This is a genomic window from Pusillimonas caeni, assembly GCF_003545815.1.
GTDB classification, from domain to species: domain Bacteria; phylum Pseudomonadota; class Gammaproteobacteria; order Burkholderiales; family Burkholderiaceae_B; genus Pusillimonas; species Pusillimonas caeni.
On the sequence record NZ_PDUW01000005.1, the window covers coordinates 167846 to 185197 of the forward strand.

Sequence of the window (17352 nt, forward strand, 5' to 3'; positions counted from 1 at the left end):
CGGGGCGGGTGCCTCCTATGAGTCCAGAATAGTTGCCCATGCGTACCGCCCGCCGTTATCTTGCCCGCGAAATCTATCGCTCCTGCGCCGTCGTGCTGCTGGCGCTGGTGGGCTTGTTCACCTTCTTCGCCCTGATCGAAGAGCTCGACAACGTCGGCTCCAAGTTCACCCTGCTCAATCTGTTCTATCTGCAGGCCTTGCAGCTGCCGACGAGGCTGTACGAACTGCTGCCGATCGGCCTGCTGATCGGAGCCATTCTTGCGCTCGCCAGCCTGGCGCAGCGCAACGAACTGGTCATCCTGCGCGTCTCCGGAGTCAGCGGCATCAAGCTTCTGGCCATGCTGTGGATCATCACCGTGCCCTGGGTCATCGGCGCCTTCGTGCTGTCCGAGGTGGTGACGCCGGCGGCCGAGATCAAATACAGCGAAGCCAACCTCTCGCTGCTGGGCCGCGCCGGCGGGGGCCGGCTCAACAGCGGCTACTGGTTCAAAGAAGAAGGCTCCACCGGGGGCAACCGCATCATCAATATTTCAGAACTCAAGGCCAATGGCGGCGTCAGCGACGTCACGGTGTACGAGTTCCGCAAGGACCAGGAGCTGGCGCGCCTGTCGCGAGCCAAGGACGGGCACTTCGAGCAGGGCAAGCTGGTGCTCACGGGCGTCACCGAAACCCACATCGACGACAACGCCCTGATGGCGCTGGCCGACGCGCAGGCGCCCGCCACGCCCCTGACCCAGATACATCAGGTCGAAAAGCGCGAGCTCTCCACCACGCTCACCTCCGAACGCCTGATCGCCCGCATCCTGACGCCCGAACGGATGTCCATCTCGGTGCTGCTCGACTATATCGACTACCTCGCAAGCAACAATTTGCAGACCGAGCGCCAGATCGTGGCGCTGTGGCGCAAGCTCGCCTATCCCTTCACCCTGCTCGTGATGATCACCATCGCGGCTCCGATCGGCTTCATGCAGACGCGGCGCGGCGGCGTCGGAGGCAAGGTGTTCATCGGCATCCTGCTCGGCGTGGGCTTCTTCATGATCAACCAGCTGGCGCTCAATGTGGGCATGCTGGGCAAATGGCCTCCATGGGTCACCGCCCTGGTGCCCAATCTGGCGGCGCTCGTCCTGGCATTCGGCGGCCTCATCCTCATGGAGAACCAGCATAATGTGCGGCGCGCGGCGCAGGCGCGCTGGCCCTGGAGCAAGGCGGCGGCATGAGCGCTTCCGATATCTGGATGGTGGGCGACCTGCAGGGCTGCTGCCGCTCATTGGAAGCGCTGCTCGATCACCCCGACATCGCAGCCGGCGACGAGCCCCGCTTCTGGTTCGCCGGCGACCTCATCAACCGGGGCCCGGCCTCGCTGCAGACCCTTCGCCGCGTCATGGCCATGGGCGACCGCGCCATCTCCGTACTGGGAAACCACGACCTGCATCTGCTCGGCATCGCCGCGGGCGTGCGCAAGCCGGGCAAGTCCGACACTTTCGACGAGATTCTGGACGCGCCCGACGCCGAAGATCTGCTCGATTGGATCCGTCATCGCCCGCTGGCGCATCATGAACACGGCCATCTGCTGGTGCACGCCGGCGTGCTGCCGCAATGGCGCGTCGCCGACGTCGCGAGGCTGGCCGCCGAAGTGCAGCGCGACCTGCGGGCGCCCGATTGGCGCGAACGGCTTCAAACCATGTATGGCAATGAGCCCTCGCAATGGCGGGACGACCTCGAGGGCGACGAGCGGCGGCGCATCGTCATCAATGCCCTCACCCGGCTACGCATGTGCGATGCGCAGGGCCGCATGGAGTTTCGCCACAAGCTGGCGCCCACCAAGCAGGACTGGGAAATCTCGGGGCTGCTGCCCTGGTACGATGCGCCGGAACGCCGCACACGGGACGAAGCCACCATCGTGTTCGGCCACTGGTCCACGCTGGGCCTGCTGATGCGTCCGGACGTCATCTGCCTGGATACCGGCTGCGTATGGGGACGGCGCCTGACGGCGGTGCGGCTGGCGGACCGCAAAGTGATCCAGATAGATTGCGGCAATCACGCCGATGCATCCTGACCGCCCGACGGGTGATCGGACGTCAGGCGGGCTCGCGTGATGAAGACGCCAGCGTTTCGGCTTGGCAATCGGGCGCAAGCTGCACGGCCTGGCGGATCGCCTGCTCGGCGTGGCGGGCCACTTCGTTGCGGCCCAATTCCCGGCATTGCGCCGCGCTGATCATCGGCAGAAACTCCACCTCGACCGATACCTCCGTAGCGCGCAAGAGGGTCCACAGATTGGCCACCAGCGTTTCCTCGCCCACGAACGATGCGAAATCGCTGCGCCGGCCCCGATACATGAAACGCAGTGCGACCGGTTGTATGTCCACCTGAGCGCGTATGGCCGGGTCGAACAGGCTGGAATGGAACGGCAGCACATCGAAGCCCGTGGACGTGGTGCCCTCGGCAAAAAGACCGATGATCTCGCCACGCTGGAAGCGGACCTGCATCTGCTCGCCGACCTGGCGCAGCGAATGCCGCTGGCCGCGCTGCAGAAACACCGTGCCCACCTTGGCCACCAGCCAGCCCACCACCGGCCAGGAGCGGATCTCGCTCTTGGCCACAAAAAAAACGCTGCGCACGCCGGCGAGGATGAAGATGTCTATCCATGACACATGGTTCGCCACCCATAATGCCGGGCCCGGCATGTGCGGCTCGCCCACGACATCGACCCTTACGCCGCAGAGGCGCACCAGTGTCCACGACCAGGCTTTGTTCATGCGGCCCCGCATCGCGGGCGACACCAGGGGATAGATCGTCGCAACCGACAACAGGCTGGACACCAGCCACACCAGGATGAAGGGCAGCCGCAGCAAGACAAGCAAAAAACTCAAAATGGGACTCTCTGTTCCGACGACTTGTTCTGAGGTTAGGGCGTAATGATATTACCTTTCGGCAATGCGTCGAAATAGCGCTGCAGGATGATGGCTGCGGCCATGGCGTCGTCGGCCTCGTTGTTGCCCAGTGCAAGCTGGGCCTCGATGCTGCTGCCGCGCTCGTCGACGAGCTCGGCCGCGACGCCGAAGCGGCCCCGCAACTGATTGGCGAAGCGGCGGCAGCGCAGCGAGTGGTATTGCTCACCGCCGTCGACCGCCAGCGGCAGGCCCACCACCACGCGATCGGGCTGCCATTCGCCAAGCAGCGCGGCAATGGCTTCGAAACGCTGTTCGCGTGTAACAGGAACCAGTATCTTCAGAGGCCTGGCCTGGCGAGTCAGGGTGTTGCCCACCGCGACACCGATTTTTTTCAACCCGTAATCGAAGGCCAGCAGGGTTTCCTCAGGCATGGCCCGCGTCGCCCGCCAGCATGGCGGAACTGATGCCCAGGACGCCGAGGGCCGCCTCGTAGCGCTCTTCGGGCGGGACGCTGAAGAGTATGTCGTTGGATGCGGTGACGTTGAGCCAGGCGTTCTGGGCCATTTCGCTTTCGAGCTGGCCGGCGCCCCAGCCCGCATAACCCAGGGTGACGAGCAGATGCTTGGGACCGCGCCCCTCGGCGACTTCCTGGAGCACGTCGCGCGAGGTGGTAAGGGCCAGTTCGCCCAGCGGGATGCTGGAACTGTATTCGCCGGCGGGCGCATGCAGCACGAACCCGCGGTCGGTCTGCACCGGCCCGCCGAAAAAGACAGGGGTATCCTGGACGGGCCCGATCTCGAGGGAGAGGTCGAGGTCGATGCGCTGCAGAAGATTGCCCACGGTGAGATCGGTGGGGCGATTCACCACCAGCCCCAAAGCTCCGTGGTGAGTGTGTTCGCAAACATAGATGACGGTGTTGGCCAGGTTGCCGCCCACCATGCCGGGCATGGCGAGCAGGAACTGCCGGGATAGGTCGACGATCGGTCCGGTACCTGAATCTTTACTAGCTGACATGGTATTGCCTCCTGTCTGCGGAAATCGCCGTTTCAATAAGCTTACACCTCCACGAGCTCGAAGTCTTCCTTGCGGGCCCCGCACTCGGGGCAGACCCAGTTGGGCGGTACGTCTTCCCAGCGTGTGCCCGGGGCGATGCCCTCTTCGGGAACGCCGGCTTCTTCATCATAGATCCAACCACATATCAGGCACATCCAGGTACGCATGTTCGTTACTCTCAGAAAAAAATAGGGGGCTCGAAGCGGCGAATTTCTCGTCCGGATTCTCAACGCTTCTATTAGAATGGGGTCAATATTACTAAACCCAATAGCCTTCCTTCTTGATCCGCACCAAAGTTTCCAAACAATTCCCCAACTCCGCTCCAAAGTCCGTGCCCTCCCCTGACCCCACCCTGGTTCTTTTTTTTGGCCCGTTCGACCCGAGCGGGTCGGGCAATCTGCCGGCCGACGCCGTGACCTGCGCCAGCCTCGGCGGCCATGCGCTCAGCGTGGTCACCGCGATCCATGTGCAGGATACTGCCAGCATCGAAGACGTGTGCGCCATGACGCCCGAGTTCATCGACGACCAGGCGCGCTGCCTTCTCGAGGACATGAATGTGCAGGCCATCAAGGCCGGGCCGCTGTACAGCACCGACGCGGTGCGGGTGCTGGCGCAGATCGCCGCCGACTACAGCCAGCTGCCGCTCGTGCTGCAGCTCGGTACGCCGCTCGATACCGAGGCGGCCGACGACAGCGACCCGGAAGAAGTCCTGGCCGCCATCTTCGAACTGCTGCTGCCCCAGGCCGACCTGGTGTTGGCCGAGCACGGCCTGCTGGCGCACTGGCAGAACGACGGCATACTGCCCGCCATCGAGAACGGCACGCCCGCCGTGGCGCTGCGCCAGTTCGGAGCCCAATGGGTGTTGACTACGGGCACCCCCATCCGGCCCGGGCAAGGCGCCCATTTGCTGCACGGGCCCGAACAAGCCACCTTCAACTGGCTCTGGCAGCCGCCCAGCACGCGGCTCAGCGACAGCGACGGCCCGCTCGCCTGCGCCGCAACGCTCGAACTCGCCCGCGGGCTGCCCATGCCCCATGCGGTCGATAGCGCGATCAAGAAGGTTGCCCATCTTGCAACCTCGACGTTCCAGCCCGGCATGGGCTACCGCATCATCGACCGGTCCACTCATGAAGAATAGTTCCTGCTCCACACGCTTTCCACGCGGACTCTACGGCATCACGCCCGACTGGCATGACACCGACCGGCTGCTTGCGGCCGTGGAACGAGCGGCGCAAGGCGGCATGAGCGCGCTGCAATGGCGGCGCAAGACGGGCGATCCGGCAGACCGGCTGGCCCAGGCGGCCAGCCTGCGCGACCTGTGCCGCGCGCTCGGCGTGGTCTTCATCGTCAACGACAGCGTGGAAACCGCCTTGCGCCTGGACGCCGACGGCGTGCATCTGGGGCGCGACGACGGACCCCTGCACCTTGCGCGCCGCGCGCTGGGCCCGGGGCGCATCCTGGGCGCTTCCTGCTACAACCAGCCCGAACTCGCCGTCCAGGCGCTGCGGGACGGCGCCGACTATGTCGCCTTTGGCGCGGTGTATCCGTCGCAGATCAAGCCCGATGCCGTGCATGCCACGCTCGACCACATCCGCGCCGGGCAAGGCCTCGTCGTGCAGGCGGAAGAATCAATGCAAACCCCGCGCGCCGCCGTGGTGGCCATCGGCGGCATCACGGCCGAGAACGCCGGCCCGGTGGTCGATGCGGGAGCCGACAGCCTCGCCGTCATCAGCGGCCTGTTCGAGGCGCCCGACATCCGGGCGGCGGCCGCGCGTTTCAGCGCTCTGTTCAACGCGGGGTAAGGCTCCGGCCAGCCGCCGAAAGGCGCTTCCCGCGCCGCGCCGCTTTCCATGCCGCATACGTGCGCTTGGTATGCTTATGACTTTGACGCGATCCGCGCCCGAGCGCGTCGCGACTGCATCACTTTTGATCCGGACTCTTCATCATGCCCCGTAACGCCTCTTTATTCGAACGCGCCTGCCAGACCATTCCGGGCGGCGTCAACTCGCCCGTGCGCGCCTTCCGCTCGGTGGGCGGCGTGCCGCGCTTCGTCAAGCGAGCCCAAGGCCCCTATATCTGGGATGCCGAAGATCACCGCTACATCGACTACGTCGGCTCGTGGGGCCCCGCCATCCTGGGCCATGCCCACCCCGACATCGTGCGCGTCGTGCAGGAAACCGCCGTCAACGGCCTGTCGTTCGGCGCACCCACCGAGGGCGAAATCGAGATTGCCGAGGCCATCGTCGCGCGCATTCCGTCCATCGAGAAGGTGCGCCTGGTCAGCTCGGGCACCGAGGCCACCATGTCGGCCATACGGCTGGCGCGCGGCGTCACCGGCCGTTCCAAGATCATCAAGTTCGAAGGCTGCTACCACGGCCACGCCGACAGCCTGCTGGTCAAGGCGGGCTCGGGCATGCTCACCTTCGGCAATCCCACGTCGGCCGGCGTGCCGCCGGAGTTCATCCAGCACACGCTGGTGCTGGACTACAACCGCCTCGAGGCGGTCGAAGCCGCCTTCAAGGAGTTCGGCAGTGAAATCGCCTGCATCATCGTCGAGCCCATCGCGGGCAACATGAATCTCGTCAAGCCGGCGCCGGGCTTTCTCGAAGGCCTGCGCCGGCTTTGCACCGAGTACGGCGCGCTGCTGATATTCGACGAGGTCATGACCGGCTTTCGCGCCGGGCCGCAGGGCGTTCAGGGGCTGACCGGCGTCACGCCGGACATCACCACGCTGGCCAAGGTCATCGGCGGCGGCATGCCGGTGGGCGCCTTCGGCGGGCGCGCCGACATCATGGAGCACATCGCGCCCCTGGGGCCGGTCTACCAGGCCGGCACGCTGTCTGGCAATCCGGTGGCTGTCGCCGCCGGGCTCACCACCCTGCGCCTGCTGTCCGAGGAAGGTTTCTACGACAGGCTGTCGGCCCAGACCGGGAAGCTGGCCGATGGCCTGGCAGAACGGGCTCGCGCGGCAAAGGTGCCCTTCAGCGCGGATCATGTCGGCGGCATGTTCGGCATTTATTTTCGCGAGGGCGTTCCCACGACCTTCGAGGAAGTGTCGGCGTCCGATGTGGAGCGCTTCAAGAAGTTCTTCCATGGCATGCTGATACGGGGCGTGTATCTTGCCCCATCGGCGTTCGAGGCAGGCTTCGTGTCGTCCACGCACGACGATGCGGTCATCCAGGCTACGCTGGATGCGGCTGAAGAGGTGTTTGCCACGCTTTGAGATAAGTGTCCCCACGCTGTGGGAGGCTGATGTCCGCCCGCTATCCCGATTTCGGCCCACGCATGTCGATGATTGGGATTCGCCAGTGCGGCCATTGTCACAAAAGCCGTCCTGGACCCAGGCTCGCCTGTCTCCCCGCGCGTTGGAGCTCGTTTGTGATAGTGTTTTTGGGTTTTTAAACGCCGCTGGAGGCGGGCGCATTTGGGCCGGGCGGTCGGGCGGTCCGAGGCAGCGCCCTCCAACGCCCGGCCCAAATGCGCCCGCCTCCAGCGGCTTGTGTTTACGCAGGCCGCACATGCCGGCAAGCCGGCGTTAAACGCGTGTATGGAATATCGGCTCTCGTGCACATCACGTTCTGGCTGCGTCTATGGTCAATGGCAAACTCGAGTTTCTGCCACGTCCCAATGAGCCGCAAGCTCGAGAACTCACTACATTAGAGTGCCGCAATTAAGAGGCCCACATCCATGGCCAGCCGCTACCGCAAGCCGTCGGAGGCGATGCGGTTTAGGCCGGGCGTTGGAGGGCGCTGCCTCGGACCGCCCGACCGCCCGGCCTAAACCGCATCGCCTCCGACGGCTCTCAAGAACACAAAGCCGGACGCCGACTATTTCACCAAACACATTCAAGAACACAAAGCAGAACGTCAAATACCCTGAAACGCGCTCAAGAACACAAACGAACCAGCATCAGCCATTCAAAGCAAAAGCCCACGAAGACATGTCTTCGTGGGCTTTTGCTTTGAACTGGCCCGAATACCGCGCGGGCCCGGCGTACGTGCCGCTTACTGCGCGGGAGGCACGACGGCCGTGACTTCGATCTCGACCTTGGCGCGGTCTTCGACCAGGTCGGCCACCTCGACCGCCGTCATGGCCGGGAAGTTGCGGCCGATGATTTCACGGTAGTGCTGGCCGATCTCGCGCAGCGATGCGACGTACTCCTTCTTGTCGACCACGTACCACGTCATGCGCGTGATGTGCTCGGGGCCCGCGCCGCCTTCCTTGAGGATGGCCACGATGTTGCGCAGCGTCTGGCCGACCTGTTCGGCCAGGTCGTCCGACTCGAACTGCTGCTGGGCATTCCAGGCGACCTGTCCGCCCACGAAGATGATGCGGCTGCCGACGGTCAGTTCGCTCATGATGCCGTTGGAGTAACCGCGCGGGGGAGCCCAGTCGGATGGTTGCAGGATTTTCATTCATTCCTCTCGTTAAAAAGAAAAAGCTATTTCTGGCGCAGCACGAAACGCTGGAGCTTGCCGGTTTCCGTGCGCGGCAGGGACGCGACGAACTCGATGGCGCGCGGGTATTTATAGGGCGCGATCTGGGCCTTGACGTGGTCTTGCAGCAGCTTGACCATGGCGTCGTCGCCGTCGAAGCCGGGCTTGAGCACCACATAGGCTTTGACGATGTTGCCGCGCTGCTCGTCGGGCAGGCCGATGACGCCGCACTCGGCCACCGCCTCGTGCGTCAGCAGCGCATCTTCCACCTCGGGGCCGGCAATGTTGTAGCCGGCCGAGATGATCATGTCGTCGTTGCGCGCCTGGTAGAAGAAATAACCGTCGTCGTCCTGTATGAAGGTGTCGCCCGGCAGGTTCCAGCCCTGCTGCACGAAGACGCGCTGGCGCTCGTCGTCGAGATAGCGGCAACCGGTCGGCCCCTTGACCACCAGGCGGCCCACCGTGCCGTTGGGCACCGGCTTGAGATTGTCGTCCACCACCTGGGCCACATAGCCCGGCACCACGGTGCCGATGGCGCCGCGGCGCACGTCCTCAGGCGCGCTGGCCACGAAGACGTGGATCATCTCGGTGCCGCCGATGCCGTCGATCATCTCGATGCCGCTGGCCTGCTTCCACAGCTGGCGGGTGGCATCGGGCAGCGCTTCGCCGGCCGACACGGTCTTCTTGAGGGAAGACAGGTCGTACTTGGACACCCGCTCGGCCATCTGCCGATAGAAGGTGGGCGCGGTGAAGGTCATGGTGACGCCGAAGTCTTGAACCGTGGCAAGCAGCGAGTCGGGTGTGAGCTTTTCGCACAGCACGGTCGAACCGGCCACGCGCAGCGGGAAGCACAGCAGGCCGCCCAGGCCGAAAGTGAAGGCCAGCGGCGGCGTGCCGCATACCACCTCGTCGGGCGTCATGCGCAGGACGTGCTTGGAGAAGGTATCGCACATGGCCAGCACGTCGCGATGGAAGTGCATGCAGCCCTTGGGCTTGCCGGTGGTGCCGCTGGTGAAGGCGATGAGACAGACATCGTCGACCGCCGTGTCGCAGGGCGTGAACTCGGCCGGCTTGCTCCGCGCGATGCTGTCGAGCGAATCGGGAGCGTCGTCGTGGAAATACAGCGCCTGCTTCAGGTCGGCGCAATAGGCCGGGTGCGAAGCGTCGAAGCAATGCTCGAGCTCTTCGGACAGGCGCTTGTCGCACAATACGGCGGAAATGCGCGCCTTCTCGATGATGGGCTTGAGCTCCACCGCGCGCAGCAGCGGCATGGTGGGCACCACCACGAGCCCCGCCTTGACGACGGCCAGCCACGACGCGGCCATCATGACGTTGTTGGGGCCGCGCAGCAGCACCCGGTTGCCGGGCACCAGCTTCATGTCTTCGGTCAGGACGTGGGCGATGCGATTGGTCAGTTCCGCCAATTCGCGATAGCTCATGCTGCGTTTGTTGCCGTCATCGTCGCGCCAGCGCAAGGCGATACGATCGCCGTCGCCGCGGCCGACGTGCGCGTCGACGAGTTCGACGACGCAGTTCAGGCGGGCGGGATAGGCGACGTCCGGATTGCCTTCGAGCAGAAACTCGGGCCATTCCGACTCGGGCGGCAGGTGGTCTCTGGCGAAGGTGTCTATGTGAGCAGAGCGTTCCATATTGTTGTCTCCTGGTTGATCGGCCGGTATCAGGCTTCCTTGAGCAGTTCCCGGGCTATGATGAGGCGCTGTACTTCAGTGGCGCCCTCATAGATGCGCAAGGCGCGTATTTCTCGATAGAGTCGTTCGATCGGCACGCCGGACATCACGCCCAGGCCGCCGAACATCTGCAGCGCCCGGTCGATGACCCGCTGGGCGGACTCGGTGGCCGCCATCTTGGCCATCGCGGCCTCGCGGGTAGTGCGCACGCCCTTGACGTCGCGCATCCAGGCGGCGCGATAGGTCAGCAAAGCCGCGGCGTCGATCTCGGTGGCCATGTCGCCCAGCGCAGCCTGGGTGATCTGCAGGTCGGCCAGCGTCTGGCCGAACATGCGCCGCGACCGGGCGCGGTCCAGGCCTTCTTGCAAGGCGCGCCGGGCGAAGCCCAAGGCCGCCGCCGCCACCGAAGCGCGGAAGATGTCCAGCGTCATCATGGCGATCTTGAAGCCCTGCCCCGCCTCGCCCAGCCGCTGCGATACCGGCACGCGGCACTGGTTGAAGCGCAGCCGCGCCAGCGGATGCGGCGCGATGACGTCGATGCGCTCGGCGATTTCCAGCCCCGGCGTGTCGGCGTCGACCACGAAGGCCGAGATGCCGCGAGCGCCCGGCGCCTCGCCCGTGCGCACGAAGACGCAATAGAAGTCGGCGATGCCGCCGTTGGAGATCCAGGTCTTTTCGCCGTTGAGGACGTAGCTGTCGCCGTCCAGCACGGCTTCGCAGGCCATGGCCGCAACATCCGAGCCCGCATCGGGTTCGGACAGCGCGAACGCGGCAATGGCTTCGCCGGCGGCCACGCGCGGCAGATAGCGTTGGCGCAGTTCGTCGCTGCCGGCGATGGAAATAGCGCCGCTGCCCAGGCCCTGCATGGCGAAGGCGAAGTCGGCCAGGCCGTCGTGGCGCGCCAGGGTTTCGCGCATGATGCACAGGGCGCGCGAGTCGATTTGCGGCCAGCGCCCGCCCCACGAGCCGTCCGGCCCCTGCGGCACCGCCACGCGCAGCCAGCCCGCCTGGCCCAGCGCCTTGACCAGATGCCGGCAGGCGGCGTCGGTGTCGGAATGATCGACCTCGGCCAGCGCCTTCCGGCACCAGTCGTCGAGCTCGCGCGCCATCTCGGGATGGCGCTCGTCAAAGAATGGCCAGTCGAGCCAGGAGGTATCGCTCATCAATCGCCCTCGAAAACAGGTTTCTGCTTGGCCACGAAGGCTTCGTAGGCGCGGCGGAAGTCTTGAGTCTGCATGCAGATGGCCTGAGCCTGGGCCTCGGCCTCGATCGCCTCGTCGACACCCATGCTCCACTCCTGGTGCATGGCTTTCTTGGTCATGCCGTGGGCGAAGGTGGGGCCGGCGGCAATGCGGCCGGCCAGCGTCTGCGCGGCTTCGAGCACCTCTGCCGAAGGATGCAGCGCATTGAAGAAGCCCCACGCCAGCCCTTCGTCGGCGGACATGGCGCGGCCGGTGTAGAAAAGCTCGGCCGCGCGGCCCTGGCCGATGATGCGCGGCAGTATGGCGCAGGCGCCCATGTCGCAGCCCGCCAGGCCAACCCGCGCGAACAGGAAGGCGGTGCGGGTCTCGGGGCTGCCCAGGCGCAGGTCGGAGGCCATGGCAAGAATGGCGCCGGCGCCGGCGCATACGCCATCGACCGCCGCCACGATGGGCTGGGGGCAATTGCGCATCGCCTTGACGAGGTCGCCCGTCATGCGCGTGAATTCCAGCAACTGGGGCATGCCCATCTTGGTAAGGGGCCCGATGATCTCGTGCACGTCGCCGCCCGAGCAGAAGTTGCCGCCCGAGCCCGTGATGACCACCGTCTTGATGTCGCTGGCGTAGCTCAGGCTGCGAAACAGATCGCGCAGTTCGGCGTAGGAATCGAAGGTAAGCGGATTCTTGCGCTCGGGCCGGTTCAGCGTAATGGTGGCCACCTTGCCGTCGTCGGAAACCGACCACAGGAAATGCCTGGCCTCGTAGCCCGCCAGGGGACCCGTGTGGTGCGCCATGGTGTGCTCTGTCTGTTCCATTATTGATGTGCTCCTTGTGCGGCGGGAATCAGCCCGCCATGACCTCGCCCCCGTCGACGGGGATGGATTGTCCGTTGACCGCCGAGGCGCCTTCCTGGCAGAGCCAGGCCACCGCGTCGGCCACCTGTTCGGGCTGCACGAGGCGGCCCTGTGGATTGCTCTTGGCCAGCTTGGCCTTGGCTTCGTCGGCAGACATGCCGGTCTTGTTCATGATGTTTTCGATCGCCTCGTGCACCAGGTCGGTCTCGGTGTAGCCGGGGCAGACCGCATTGACGGTGACGCCCTTGCGCGCCACTTCGAGCGCCAGTGAGCGCGTGAGCCCGACCACGCCATGCTTGGCCGCGCAATAGGCGGACACATAGGCATAGCCTGTCAGGCCGGCCGTGCTGGCCACGTTGACGATGCGGCCCCACTTGGCCGACACCATGTCGGGCAAAGCCGCCTGGATGCAATGGAAGGTGCCGGTGAGGTTGACCGCGATCATCTGCTGCCAGCCGGCTTCGTCCAGTTTGTCGAAGCGCTCGCTGACGGCCTGGCCGGCGTTGTTGACCAGGATGCCGATCAGGCCGAAGCGCTGCCTGGCCTCGTCGAAGGCGGCCTGCACGTCGGCCCGTTGCGAGATGTCGCCCGTGACGAAGCCCACCCGGTCGCCGCCGCCCAGTTCGGCGCAGGCCTTCTGCAAAGCAGCTTCGCCCCGGCCCATGAGCGTGACGCGCGCGCCCTGCTGCAGCAGGCGCCGCGCCACGACCAGGCCGATGCCGCGCGACGCGCCGGTGACCAGGGCGTGGCGCTCGGGGGTCGGCGCGGTCATGACCCCACCTGTTCGGCGTAGGCCGCAGCCCGCTCGAAATTGGTCTCGAGCTGACGCTTGGCCGGGAAGTACTGCTTGGGCCAGGTGATGTCGGTATAGCCGATGCGGGCGGTTTCGCGCAGCGTCCAGGCCGCGTCGGCCAGGTGCGGGCGGGCCAGCGCGCACAGGTCGGCGCGGCCCGAGGCGATGATGCTGTTGACGTGATCGGCCTCGAAGATGGCGCCCACGGCGATGGTGGGGATGCCGGCCTCGTTGCGGACCCGGTCGGCGAAAGGCGTCTGGAACATGCGGCCATACACCGGATGCTCGGCCTTGCTGACCTGCCCCGACGAGCAGTCGATCATGTCGGCGCCGGCCGCCTTGAAGATGCGCGCGATCTCGACCGCGTCGTCGGGCGTGATGCCGCCCTCGACCCAGTCGTGGGCCGAAATACGCACCGACATCGGCAGGTGCTCGGGCCAGGCCTCGCGCACGGCGTGGAACACCTCGAGCGGGTAGCGCATGCGGTTTTCGAGCGAACCGCCGTATTCATCGTCGCGCTGGTTGGTAAGCGGCGAGATGAAGCTGGACAGCAGATAGCCGTGGGCGCAGTGCAGTTCGAGCCAGTCGAAACCGGCTGCTGCCGCGCGGCGGGTGGACGCGACGAACTCGTCGCGGATCTCGTCCATCTGCTCGCGCGTCATGGCCTGGGGCACTTGCGATACGCCCTCGATGTAGGGGATGGCCGAGGCCGACACCAGCGGCCAGTTGCCCGACTCGAGCGGCAGGTCGGTGCCTTCCCAGCTGACCTTGGTGGAACCCTTGCGGCCGGCGTGGCCGATCTGCATGCCGATCTTGGCGGTGGTGTTCTCGTGCACGAAATCGACGATGCGCTTGAAGCCGGCCGCCTGCTCGTCGTTCCACAACCCCGGGCAGCCCGGGGTGATGCGGGCCTCGGGGGACACGCAGGTCATTTCGACCATGACCAGGCCCGCCCCGCCCATGGCGCGCGAGCCCAGGTGCACCAGATGGAAATCGCCCGGCACGCCGTCCACGCAGGAATACATGGCCATGGGCGACACCACGATGCGGTTCTTGAGCGTGGTGCCGCGCGCCGTAAAGGGCGTGAGCATGGGCGGCACGGGACGCTCGGAAAGCGAGCTGGCGCCGGCCTTGTCGGCCAGCCAGCGCTCGTAGCCTTCGATCCACTTGGGATCGCGCAGGCGCAGGTTCTCGTGCGAAATGCGCTGCGAGCGCGTCAACAGCGAGTAGCTGAACTGCTCGGGCTCGAAATTAGCGTAGCGCGCCACATTCTCGAACCACTCGGTGGAGTTGCGGGCGGCGTTCTGGATCTTGAGCACCTCGACGCTGCGCACCTCTTGATAGTGCGCAAGGCCCGCCTCGAGGTCGTTGTTCTGGGCGACGATGGAGCGATTGAGCTCGATGGCGTCCTCGAGCGCCAGCTTGGTGCCCGAACCGATCGAGAAGTGAGCGGTGTGCGCGGCGTCGCCCATCAGCACGATGGGCACGCGGCGGCCGTCGGGCAGGTCCTGGTAATGCACCCAGGTATCGCAGATGACGCGCGGGAAGCGGATCCAGATGGCGGAGCCGCGCAGGTGCGTGGCGTTGCTGACCAGCGGATTGCCGTCGAGCCACGGCGCGAACAGTTTCTCGCAATAGGCGATGCCCTCTTCCTGGCTCATGGAGTCGAGGCCCGCAGCCTTCCAGGTCTCGTCCAGGGTCTCGACGATGAAGGTCGACATGCCGGCTTCGAATTGATAGGCATGCGCCTGGAACCAGCCGTGCTCGGTGTTGACGAAGGCGAACGTAAAGGCGTCGAACTTTTTCTCGGTGCCCAGCCAGACGAAGCGGCACTGCCGCGTGTCGATGTCGGGCTTGTAGGTGTCGGCGTAGCGGGTGCGCACGCGGCTGTTCAGGCCGTCGGACGCGATGACCAGGTCGGCCTTGTACTTCTGCGCGATGTCCTGGTCGTCGGTAACCTCGGTTTCGAACACGAGCTTGACGCCGACCTGCTCGCAGCGTTCTTGAAGGATGTTGAGCAGCTTTTTACGGCCGATGCCGATGAAGCCGTGGCCGCCGCTGCGGATGCTGCGGTCGCGGTAGTTGATCTCGATGTCGTCCCAATGGTTGAAGGCCTCGCTGATCTGTTCGGCCGACACCGGATCGGCCTCGCGCAGATTTCCCAGGGTGGCATCGGAAAACACCACGCCCCAGCCGAAAGTGTCGTAGGGCCGGTTGCGTTCGATGACGGTGACTTCGTGCCGCGGATCGCTGAGCTTCATCAAGAGGCCGAAATACAAGCCTGCGGGCCCGCCGCCGATACAAACTATGTTCATGCTATCTCCGAGTGTTAGCCTATGAGAAGCGAAAGGTCGGGTGCCGGCCCCCGCCACAACTGCAAATTTAGTTTAGGCTTAAACTATATAGGCAAAAAACCCGCTGTGCAATAGGTTTTTTCAGCTATGCGGAAGGGTCCTGCTTTTTCAGATATTTACAGTTATGATGTTAGTTGAAGATTAAAATAACCCATCGTCAACGGGCTTTGCCGCAACCGCCATGAACGACATCCTCTCCCCGGCCGCGATTGAAGACACCCCCGATCTCGAGACGCTCACGGGGCCCGACGATCACGACGATCTTCGCCTGTGGCTGCGGCTGCTCACCTGTTGCAATCTCATCGAGGGCGACATCCGGGGCCGCCTGCGCACCGAATACGAGACCACGCTGCCGCGCTTCGACCTCATGGCCCAGTTGCACCGCGCGCCCGAAGGCATGAAGATGAGCGAACTGTCGCGCCACATGATGGTCACCAACGGCAACATCACCGGCATTACCGACCAGCTCGAAAAAGAAGGCCTGGTCCAGCGCAACAAGGTGCTGACCGACCGGCGCAGCTCGCTGATCAAGCTCACCGCCAAGGGCAAGCGCACCTTCAGGAAAATGGCCGATTCGCACGAGCAATGGATCCAGGACCTGCTTTCAGGCCTATCCGAGAAAAGCCGCAAAAACCTTTTCGAAGCCCTGGGCGAACTCAAGCTGGTCGCGCAGACCCGGCTCACTCCGCGCCCCTGAAGGCCGTTGCAGCAGGCGGGGCCGGCCTGTCCGCCGCGCCGGCCCGCTTCTAGTAAACTGTCCACCTGCGTCCCAGGGGCCGCACACCTGCATGCAGGTGTGCGCCTCATCCTCTTTCATCGAACCGCGCCATGGCCGTCAACCTGATCATCCCGCCCGAATCAGAAATCCATTCCGTCGACGGAGTCGAAATCGGCATCGCCGAAGCCGGCATCCGCAAAGCTCATCACAAAGACCTGACTGTATTCCGCTTGGCCCAAGACAGTACCGTGGCGGGCGTCTTCACGCGCAACCGTTTCCGGGCCGCGCCGGTGCAAGTGTGCGAAAGCCATCTGGCCTCGGGCAATGCGATCCGCGCCCTGGTCATCAACACCGGCAATGCCAACGCGGGCACCGGCGAAGCCGGCATGCGGGTCGCCCAGGAAACCTGCCGCGCGGCGGCTTCGCTGCTCGGCCTGCAGCCTGAGCAGGTGCTGCCCTTTTCCACCGGCGTGATTCTGGAACCCCTGCCCCTCGACCGCTTGCTGGCGGCCCTGCCGGCGGCGATCGATAATCTGGCGGCGGCCAACTGGCTGCCTGCGGCCCACAGCATCATGACCACCGACACCCAGCCCAAGGTGTCCTCCCGGCGCCTGCAGGCGGGCGGCCATACCGTCACCATCACGGGCATCAGCAAGGGCGCGGGCATGATACGGCCCAACATGGCCACCATGCTGGGCTTCATGGCCACCGATGCCGCCATCCCCGCCGAATTGCTGGCCGACATGACGCGACGCATCGCAGACCGCTCCTTCAACCGCATCACGGTGGACGGCGACACCTCGACCAACGATTCCTTCATCATCGTCGCCACCGGGCGCAGCGGCCTGAGCGTGGACTCGACCTCGTCCCCGCATTACCAGGCCCTTTTCGACGCGCTGGCCGCGTCGGCCCTGGAACTGGCCCAGAAAATCGTGCGCGATGCCGAAGGGGCCACCAAGTTCATGACCATACAAGTCGATGAAGCCGGCAGCGCCGAAGAAGCGCTTCAGGTCGCCTATGCCGTGGCCCACTCGCCCCTGGTGAAAACCGCCTTCTATGCCTCGGATCCCAACCTAGGCCGCATCCTGGCCGCCATCGGCTATGCCGGCGTCGCGGACCTGGACGTTTCGGGCGTCAGCCTGTGGCTGGGCGACGTGCTGGTCGCCAGCCGGGGGCAGCGCCACCCCGACTACCGCGAGGAAGACGGCCAGCGGGTCATGAAAGAAGCCGAAATCCCCATGCGCATCGCGCTGGGCCGCGGCCAGGTCTCCGAAACCGTCTACACCTGCGACTTCTCGCACGACTACGTCAGCATCAACGCCGATTACCGTTCCTGAGGCCTGCCGCCCCATGCCGGGCGGCTCGC

Annotated in this window: 17 protein-coding genes; 7 read left to right on the forward strand and 10 right to left on the reverse strand. The window is 65.2% G+C overall.

The annotated features are described in order from the left end of the window. The first annotated feature begins 38 nt into the window (after nt 1-38). Nucleotides 39-1217, forward strand: a complete 1179-nt coding sequence (lptG, locus tag CSC67_RS12705; RefSeq protein ID WP_118994897.1) for an LPS export ABC transporter permease LptG — start codon at nt 39-41, stop codon at nt 1215-1217. Continuing rightward, on the forward strand, nt 1214-2056 hold the full coding sequence (locus CSC67_RS12710; RefSeq protein ID WP_118994898.1) for a symmetrical bis(5'-nucleosyl)-tetraphosphatase: 843 nt from the start codon (nt 1214-1216) through the stop codon (nt 2054-2056). The genes lptG and CSC67_RS12710 overlap by 4 nt, the downstream gene beginning before the upstream one ends. A 22-nt stretch (nt 2057-2078) precedes the next feature. Here the strand turns inward: CSC67_RS12710 and CSC67_RS12715 are convergent, their stop codons facing one another. From CSC67_RS12715 to CSC67_RS12730, 4 genes are read right to left on the reverse strand one after another with little or no spacing between them, the layout of a single operon-like run. After that, nucleotides 2079-2870 (reverse strand): lysophospholipid acyltransferase family protein, encoded by a 792-nt coding sequence (locus CSC67_RS12715; protein ID WP_118994899.1) that lies wholly within the window; start codon nt 2868-2870, stop codon nt 2079-2081. Nucleotides 2871-2905: 35 nt separating this feature from the next. Then, nucleotides 2906-3322 carry a Holliday junction resolvase RuvX gene (gene ruvX / locus CSC67_RS12720; protein ID WP_118994900.1) on the reverse strand — a complete coding sequence of 139 codons (417 nt, stop codon included), beginning with the start codon at nt 3320-3322 and terminating at the stop codon, nt 2906-2908. Further along, nucleotides 3315-3905: a YqgE/AlgH family protein gene (locus tag CSC67_RS12725; RefSeq protein ID WP_118994901.1), complete on the reverse strand. Its 591-nt coding sequence runs from the start codon at nt 3903-3905 to the stop codon at nt 3315-3317. Before CSC67_RS12725 ends, ruvX begins: the two co-directional genes overlap by 8 nt. A gap of 41 nt (nt 3906-3946) precedes the next feature. After that, nucleotides 3947-4111, reverse strand: a complete 165-nt coding sequence (locus CSC67_RS12730) for a rubredoxin (protein ID WP_026068197.1) — start codon at nt 4109-4111, stop codon at nt 3947-3949. Between the two features lie 164 nt (nt 4112-4275). Here CSC67_RS12730 and thiD point away from each other — a divergent pair, with 164 nt between their 5' ends. The 3 genes from thiD to hemL all read left to right on the forward strand — a co-directional run bounded on the left by thiD (nt 4276) and on the right by hemL (nt 7167). Next, the gene (gene thiD, locus CSC67_RS12735) at nt 4276-5082 is read left to right on the forward strand and encodes a bifunctional hydroxymethylpyrimidine kinase/phosphomethylpyrimidine kinase (protein WP_118995056.1); all 807 of its coding nucleotides are present in this window, start codon (nt 4276-4278) and stop codon (nt 5080-5082) included. Further along, nucleotides 5072-5746 (forward strand): thiamine phosphate synthase, encoded by a 675-nt coding sequence (gene thiE, locus CSC67_RS12740; protein WP_118994902.1) that lies wholly within the window; start codon nt 5072-5074, stop codon nt 5744-5746. The genes thiD and thiE overlap by 11 nt, the downstream gene beginning before the upstream one ends. 143 nt (nt 5747-5889) lie before the next feature. Beyond that, complete coding sequence (hemL, locus tag CSC67_RS12745; RefSeq protein WP_118994903.1) at nt 5890-7167, forward strand: glutamate-1-semialdehyde 2,1-aminomutase; 1278 nt, start codon at nt 5890-5892, stop codon at nt 7165-7167. 781 nt (nt 7168-7948) lie between these two features. On the opposite strand, the gene CSC67_RS12750 is transcribed toward hemL, so the two are convergent. From CSC67_RS12750 to CSC67_RS12775, 6 genes are read right to left on the reverse strand one after another with little or no spacing between them, the layout of a single operon-like run. Further along, nucleotides 7949-8359, reverse strand: a complete 411-nt coding sequence (locus CSC67_RS12750; RefSeq protein ID WP_118994904.1) for a RidA family protein — start codon at nt 8357-8359, stop codon at nt 7949-7951. A 26-nt stretch (nt 8360-8385) separates the two neighbouring features. Next, nucleotides 8386-10029: an AMP-binding protein gene (locus CSC67_RS12755; protein WP_118994905.1), complete on the reverse strand. Its 1644-nt coding sequence runs from the start codon at nt 10027-10029 to the stop codon at nt 8386-8388. A gap of 29 nt (nt 10030-10058) precedes the next feature. Beyond that, a complete protein-coding gene (locus CSC67_RS12760; protein WP_118994906.1) occupies nt 10059-11231 on the reverse strand; it encodes an acyl-CoA dehydrogenase family protein in 1173 nt (390 codons plus the stop codon). Beyond that, the gene (locus tag CSC67_RS12765; protein ID WP_118994907.1) at nt 11231-12082 is read right to left on the reverse strand and encodes an enoyl-CoA hydratase family protein; all 852 of its coding nucleotides are present in this window, start codon (nt 12080-12082) and stop codon (nt 11231-11233) included. Before CSC67_RS12765 ends, CSC67_RS12760 begins: the two co-directional genes overlap by 1 nt. 28 nt (nt 12083-12110) lie before the next feature. Continuing rightward, entirely contained in the window at nt 12111-12893 is a 783-nt protein-coding gene (locus tag CSC67_RS12770; protein ID WP_118994908.1) for an SDR family NAD(P)-dependent oxidoreductase, read from the reverse strand. Beyond that, nucleotides 12890-15229, reverse strand: coding sequence for a bifunctional salicylyl-CoA 5-hydroxylase/oxidoreductase (locus tag CSC67_RS12775; protein WP_118994909.1), 2340 nt, complete (start codon nt 15227-15229; stop codon nt 12890-12892). Before CSC67_RS12775 ends, CSC67_RS12770 begins: the two co-directional genes overlap by 4 nt. Before the next feature lie 247 nt (nt 15230-15476). Here CSC67_RS12775 and CSC67_RS12780 point away from each other — a divergent pair, with 247 nt between their 5' ends. Both CSC67_RS12780 and argJ read left to right on the forward strand, forming a co-directional pair. Further along, nucleotides 15477-15965, forward strand: a complete 489-nt coding sequence (locus tag CSC67_RS12780; protein WP_118995057.1) for a MarR family winged helix-turn-helix transcriptional regulator — start codon at nt 15477-15479, stop codon at nt 15963-15965. A 131-nt stretch (nt 15966-16096) separates the two neighbouring features. Beyond that, nucleotides 16097-17323, forward strand: coding sequence for a bifunctional glutamate N-acetyltransferase/amino-acid acetyltransferase ArgJ (gene argJ / locus CSC67_RS12785; RefSeq protein WP_118994910.1), 1227 nt, complete (start codon nt 16097-16099; stop codon nt 17321-17323). The last annotated feature ends 29 nt before the right edge of the window (nt 17324-17352 follow it).

Excerpts from the sequence above, each read along its gene's own strand:
- lptG (WP_118994897.1), top strand. The coding sequence starts at position 39 with ATGCGTACCGCCCGCCGTTATCTTGCCCGCGAAATCTATCGCTCCTGC.
- CSC67_RS12710 (WP_118994898.1), top strand. The coding sequence starts at position 1,214 with ATGAGCGCTTCCGATATCTGGATGGTGGGCGACCTGCAGGGCTGCTGC.
- ruvX (WP_118994900.1), bottom strand. The coding sequence starts at position 3,322 with ATGCCTGAGGAAACCCTGCTGGCCTTCGATTACGGGTTGAAAAAAATC.
- CSC67_RS12725 (WP_118994901.1), bottom strand. The coding sequence starts at position 3,905 with ATGTCAGCTAGTAAAGATTCAGGTACCGGACCGATCGTCGACCTATCC.
- CSC67_RS12730 (WP_026068197.1), bottom strand. The coding sequence starts at position 4,111 with ATGCGTACCTGGATGTGCCTGATATGTGGTTGGATCTATGATGAAGAA.
- thiE (WP_118994902.1), top strand. The coding sequence starts at position 5,072 with ATGAAGAATAGTTCCTGCTCCACACGCTTTCCACGCGGACTCTACGGC.
- hemL (WP_118994903.1), top strand. The coding sequence starts at position 5,890 with ATGCCCCGTAACGCCTCTTTATTCGAACGCGCCTGCCAGACCATTCCG.
- CSC67_RS12750 (WP_118994904.1), bottom strand. The coding sequence starts at position 8,359 with ATGAAAATCCTGCAACCATCCGACTGGGCTCCCCCGCGCGGTTACTCC.
- CSC67_RS12755 (WP_118994905.1), bottom strand. The coding sequence starts at position 10,029 with ATGGAACGCTCTGCTCACATAGACACCTTCGCCAGAGACCACCTGCCG.
- CSC67_RS12760 (WP_118994906.1), bottom strand. The coding sequence starts at position 11,231 with ATGAGCGATACCTCCTGGCTCGACTGGCCATTCTTTGACGAGCGCCAT.
- CSC67_RS12765 (WP_118994907.1), bottom strand. The coding sequence starts at position 12,082 with ATGGAACAGACAGAGCACACCATGGCGCACCACACGGGTCCCCTGGCG.
- CSC67_RS12770 (WP_118994908.1), bottom strand. The coding sequence starts at position 12,893 with ATGACCGCGCCGACCCCCGAGCGCCACGCCCTGGTCACCGGCGCGTCG.
- CSC67_RS12775 (WP_118994909.1), bottom strand. The coding sequence starts at position 15,229 with ATGAACATAGTTTGTATCGGCGGCGGGCCCGCAGGCTTGTATTTCGGC.
- argJ (WP_118994910.1), top strand. The coding sequence starts at position 16,097 with ATGGCCGTCAACCTGATCATCCCGCCCGAATCAGAAATCCATTCCGTC.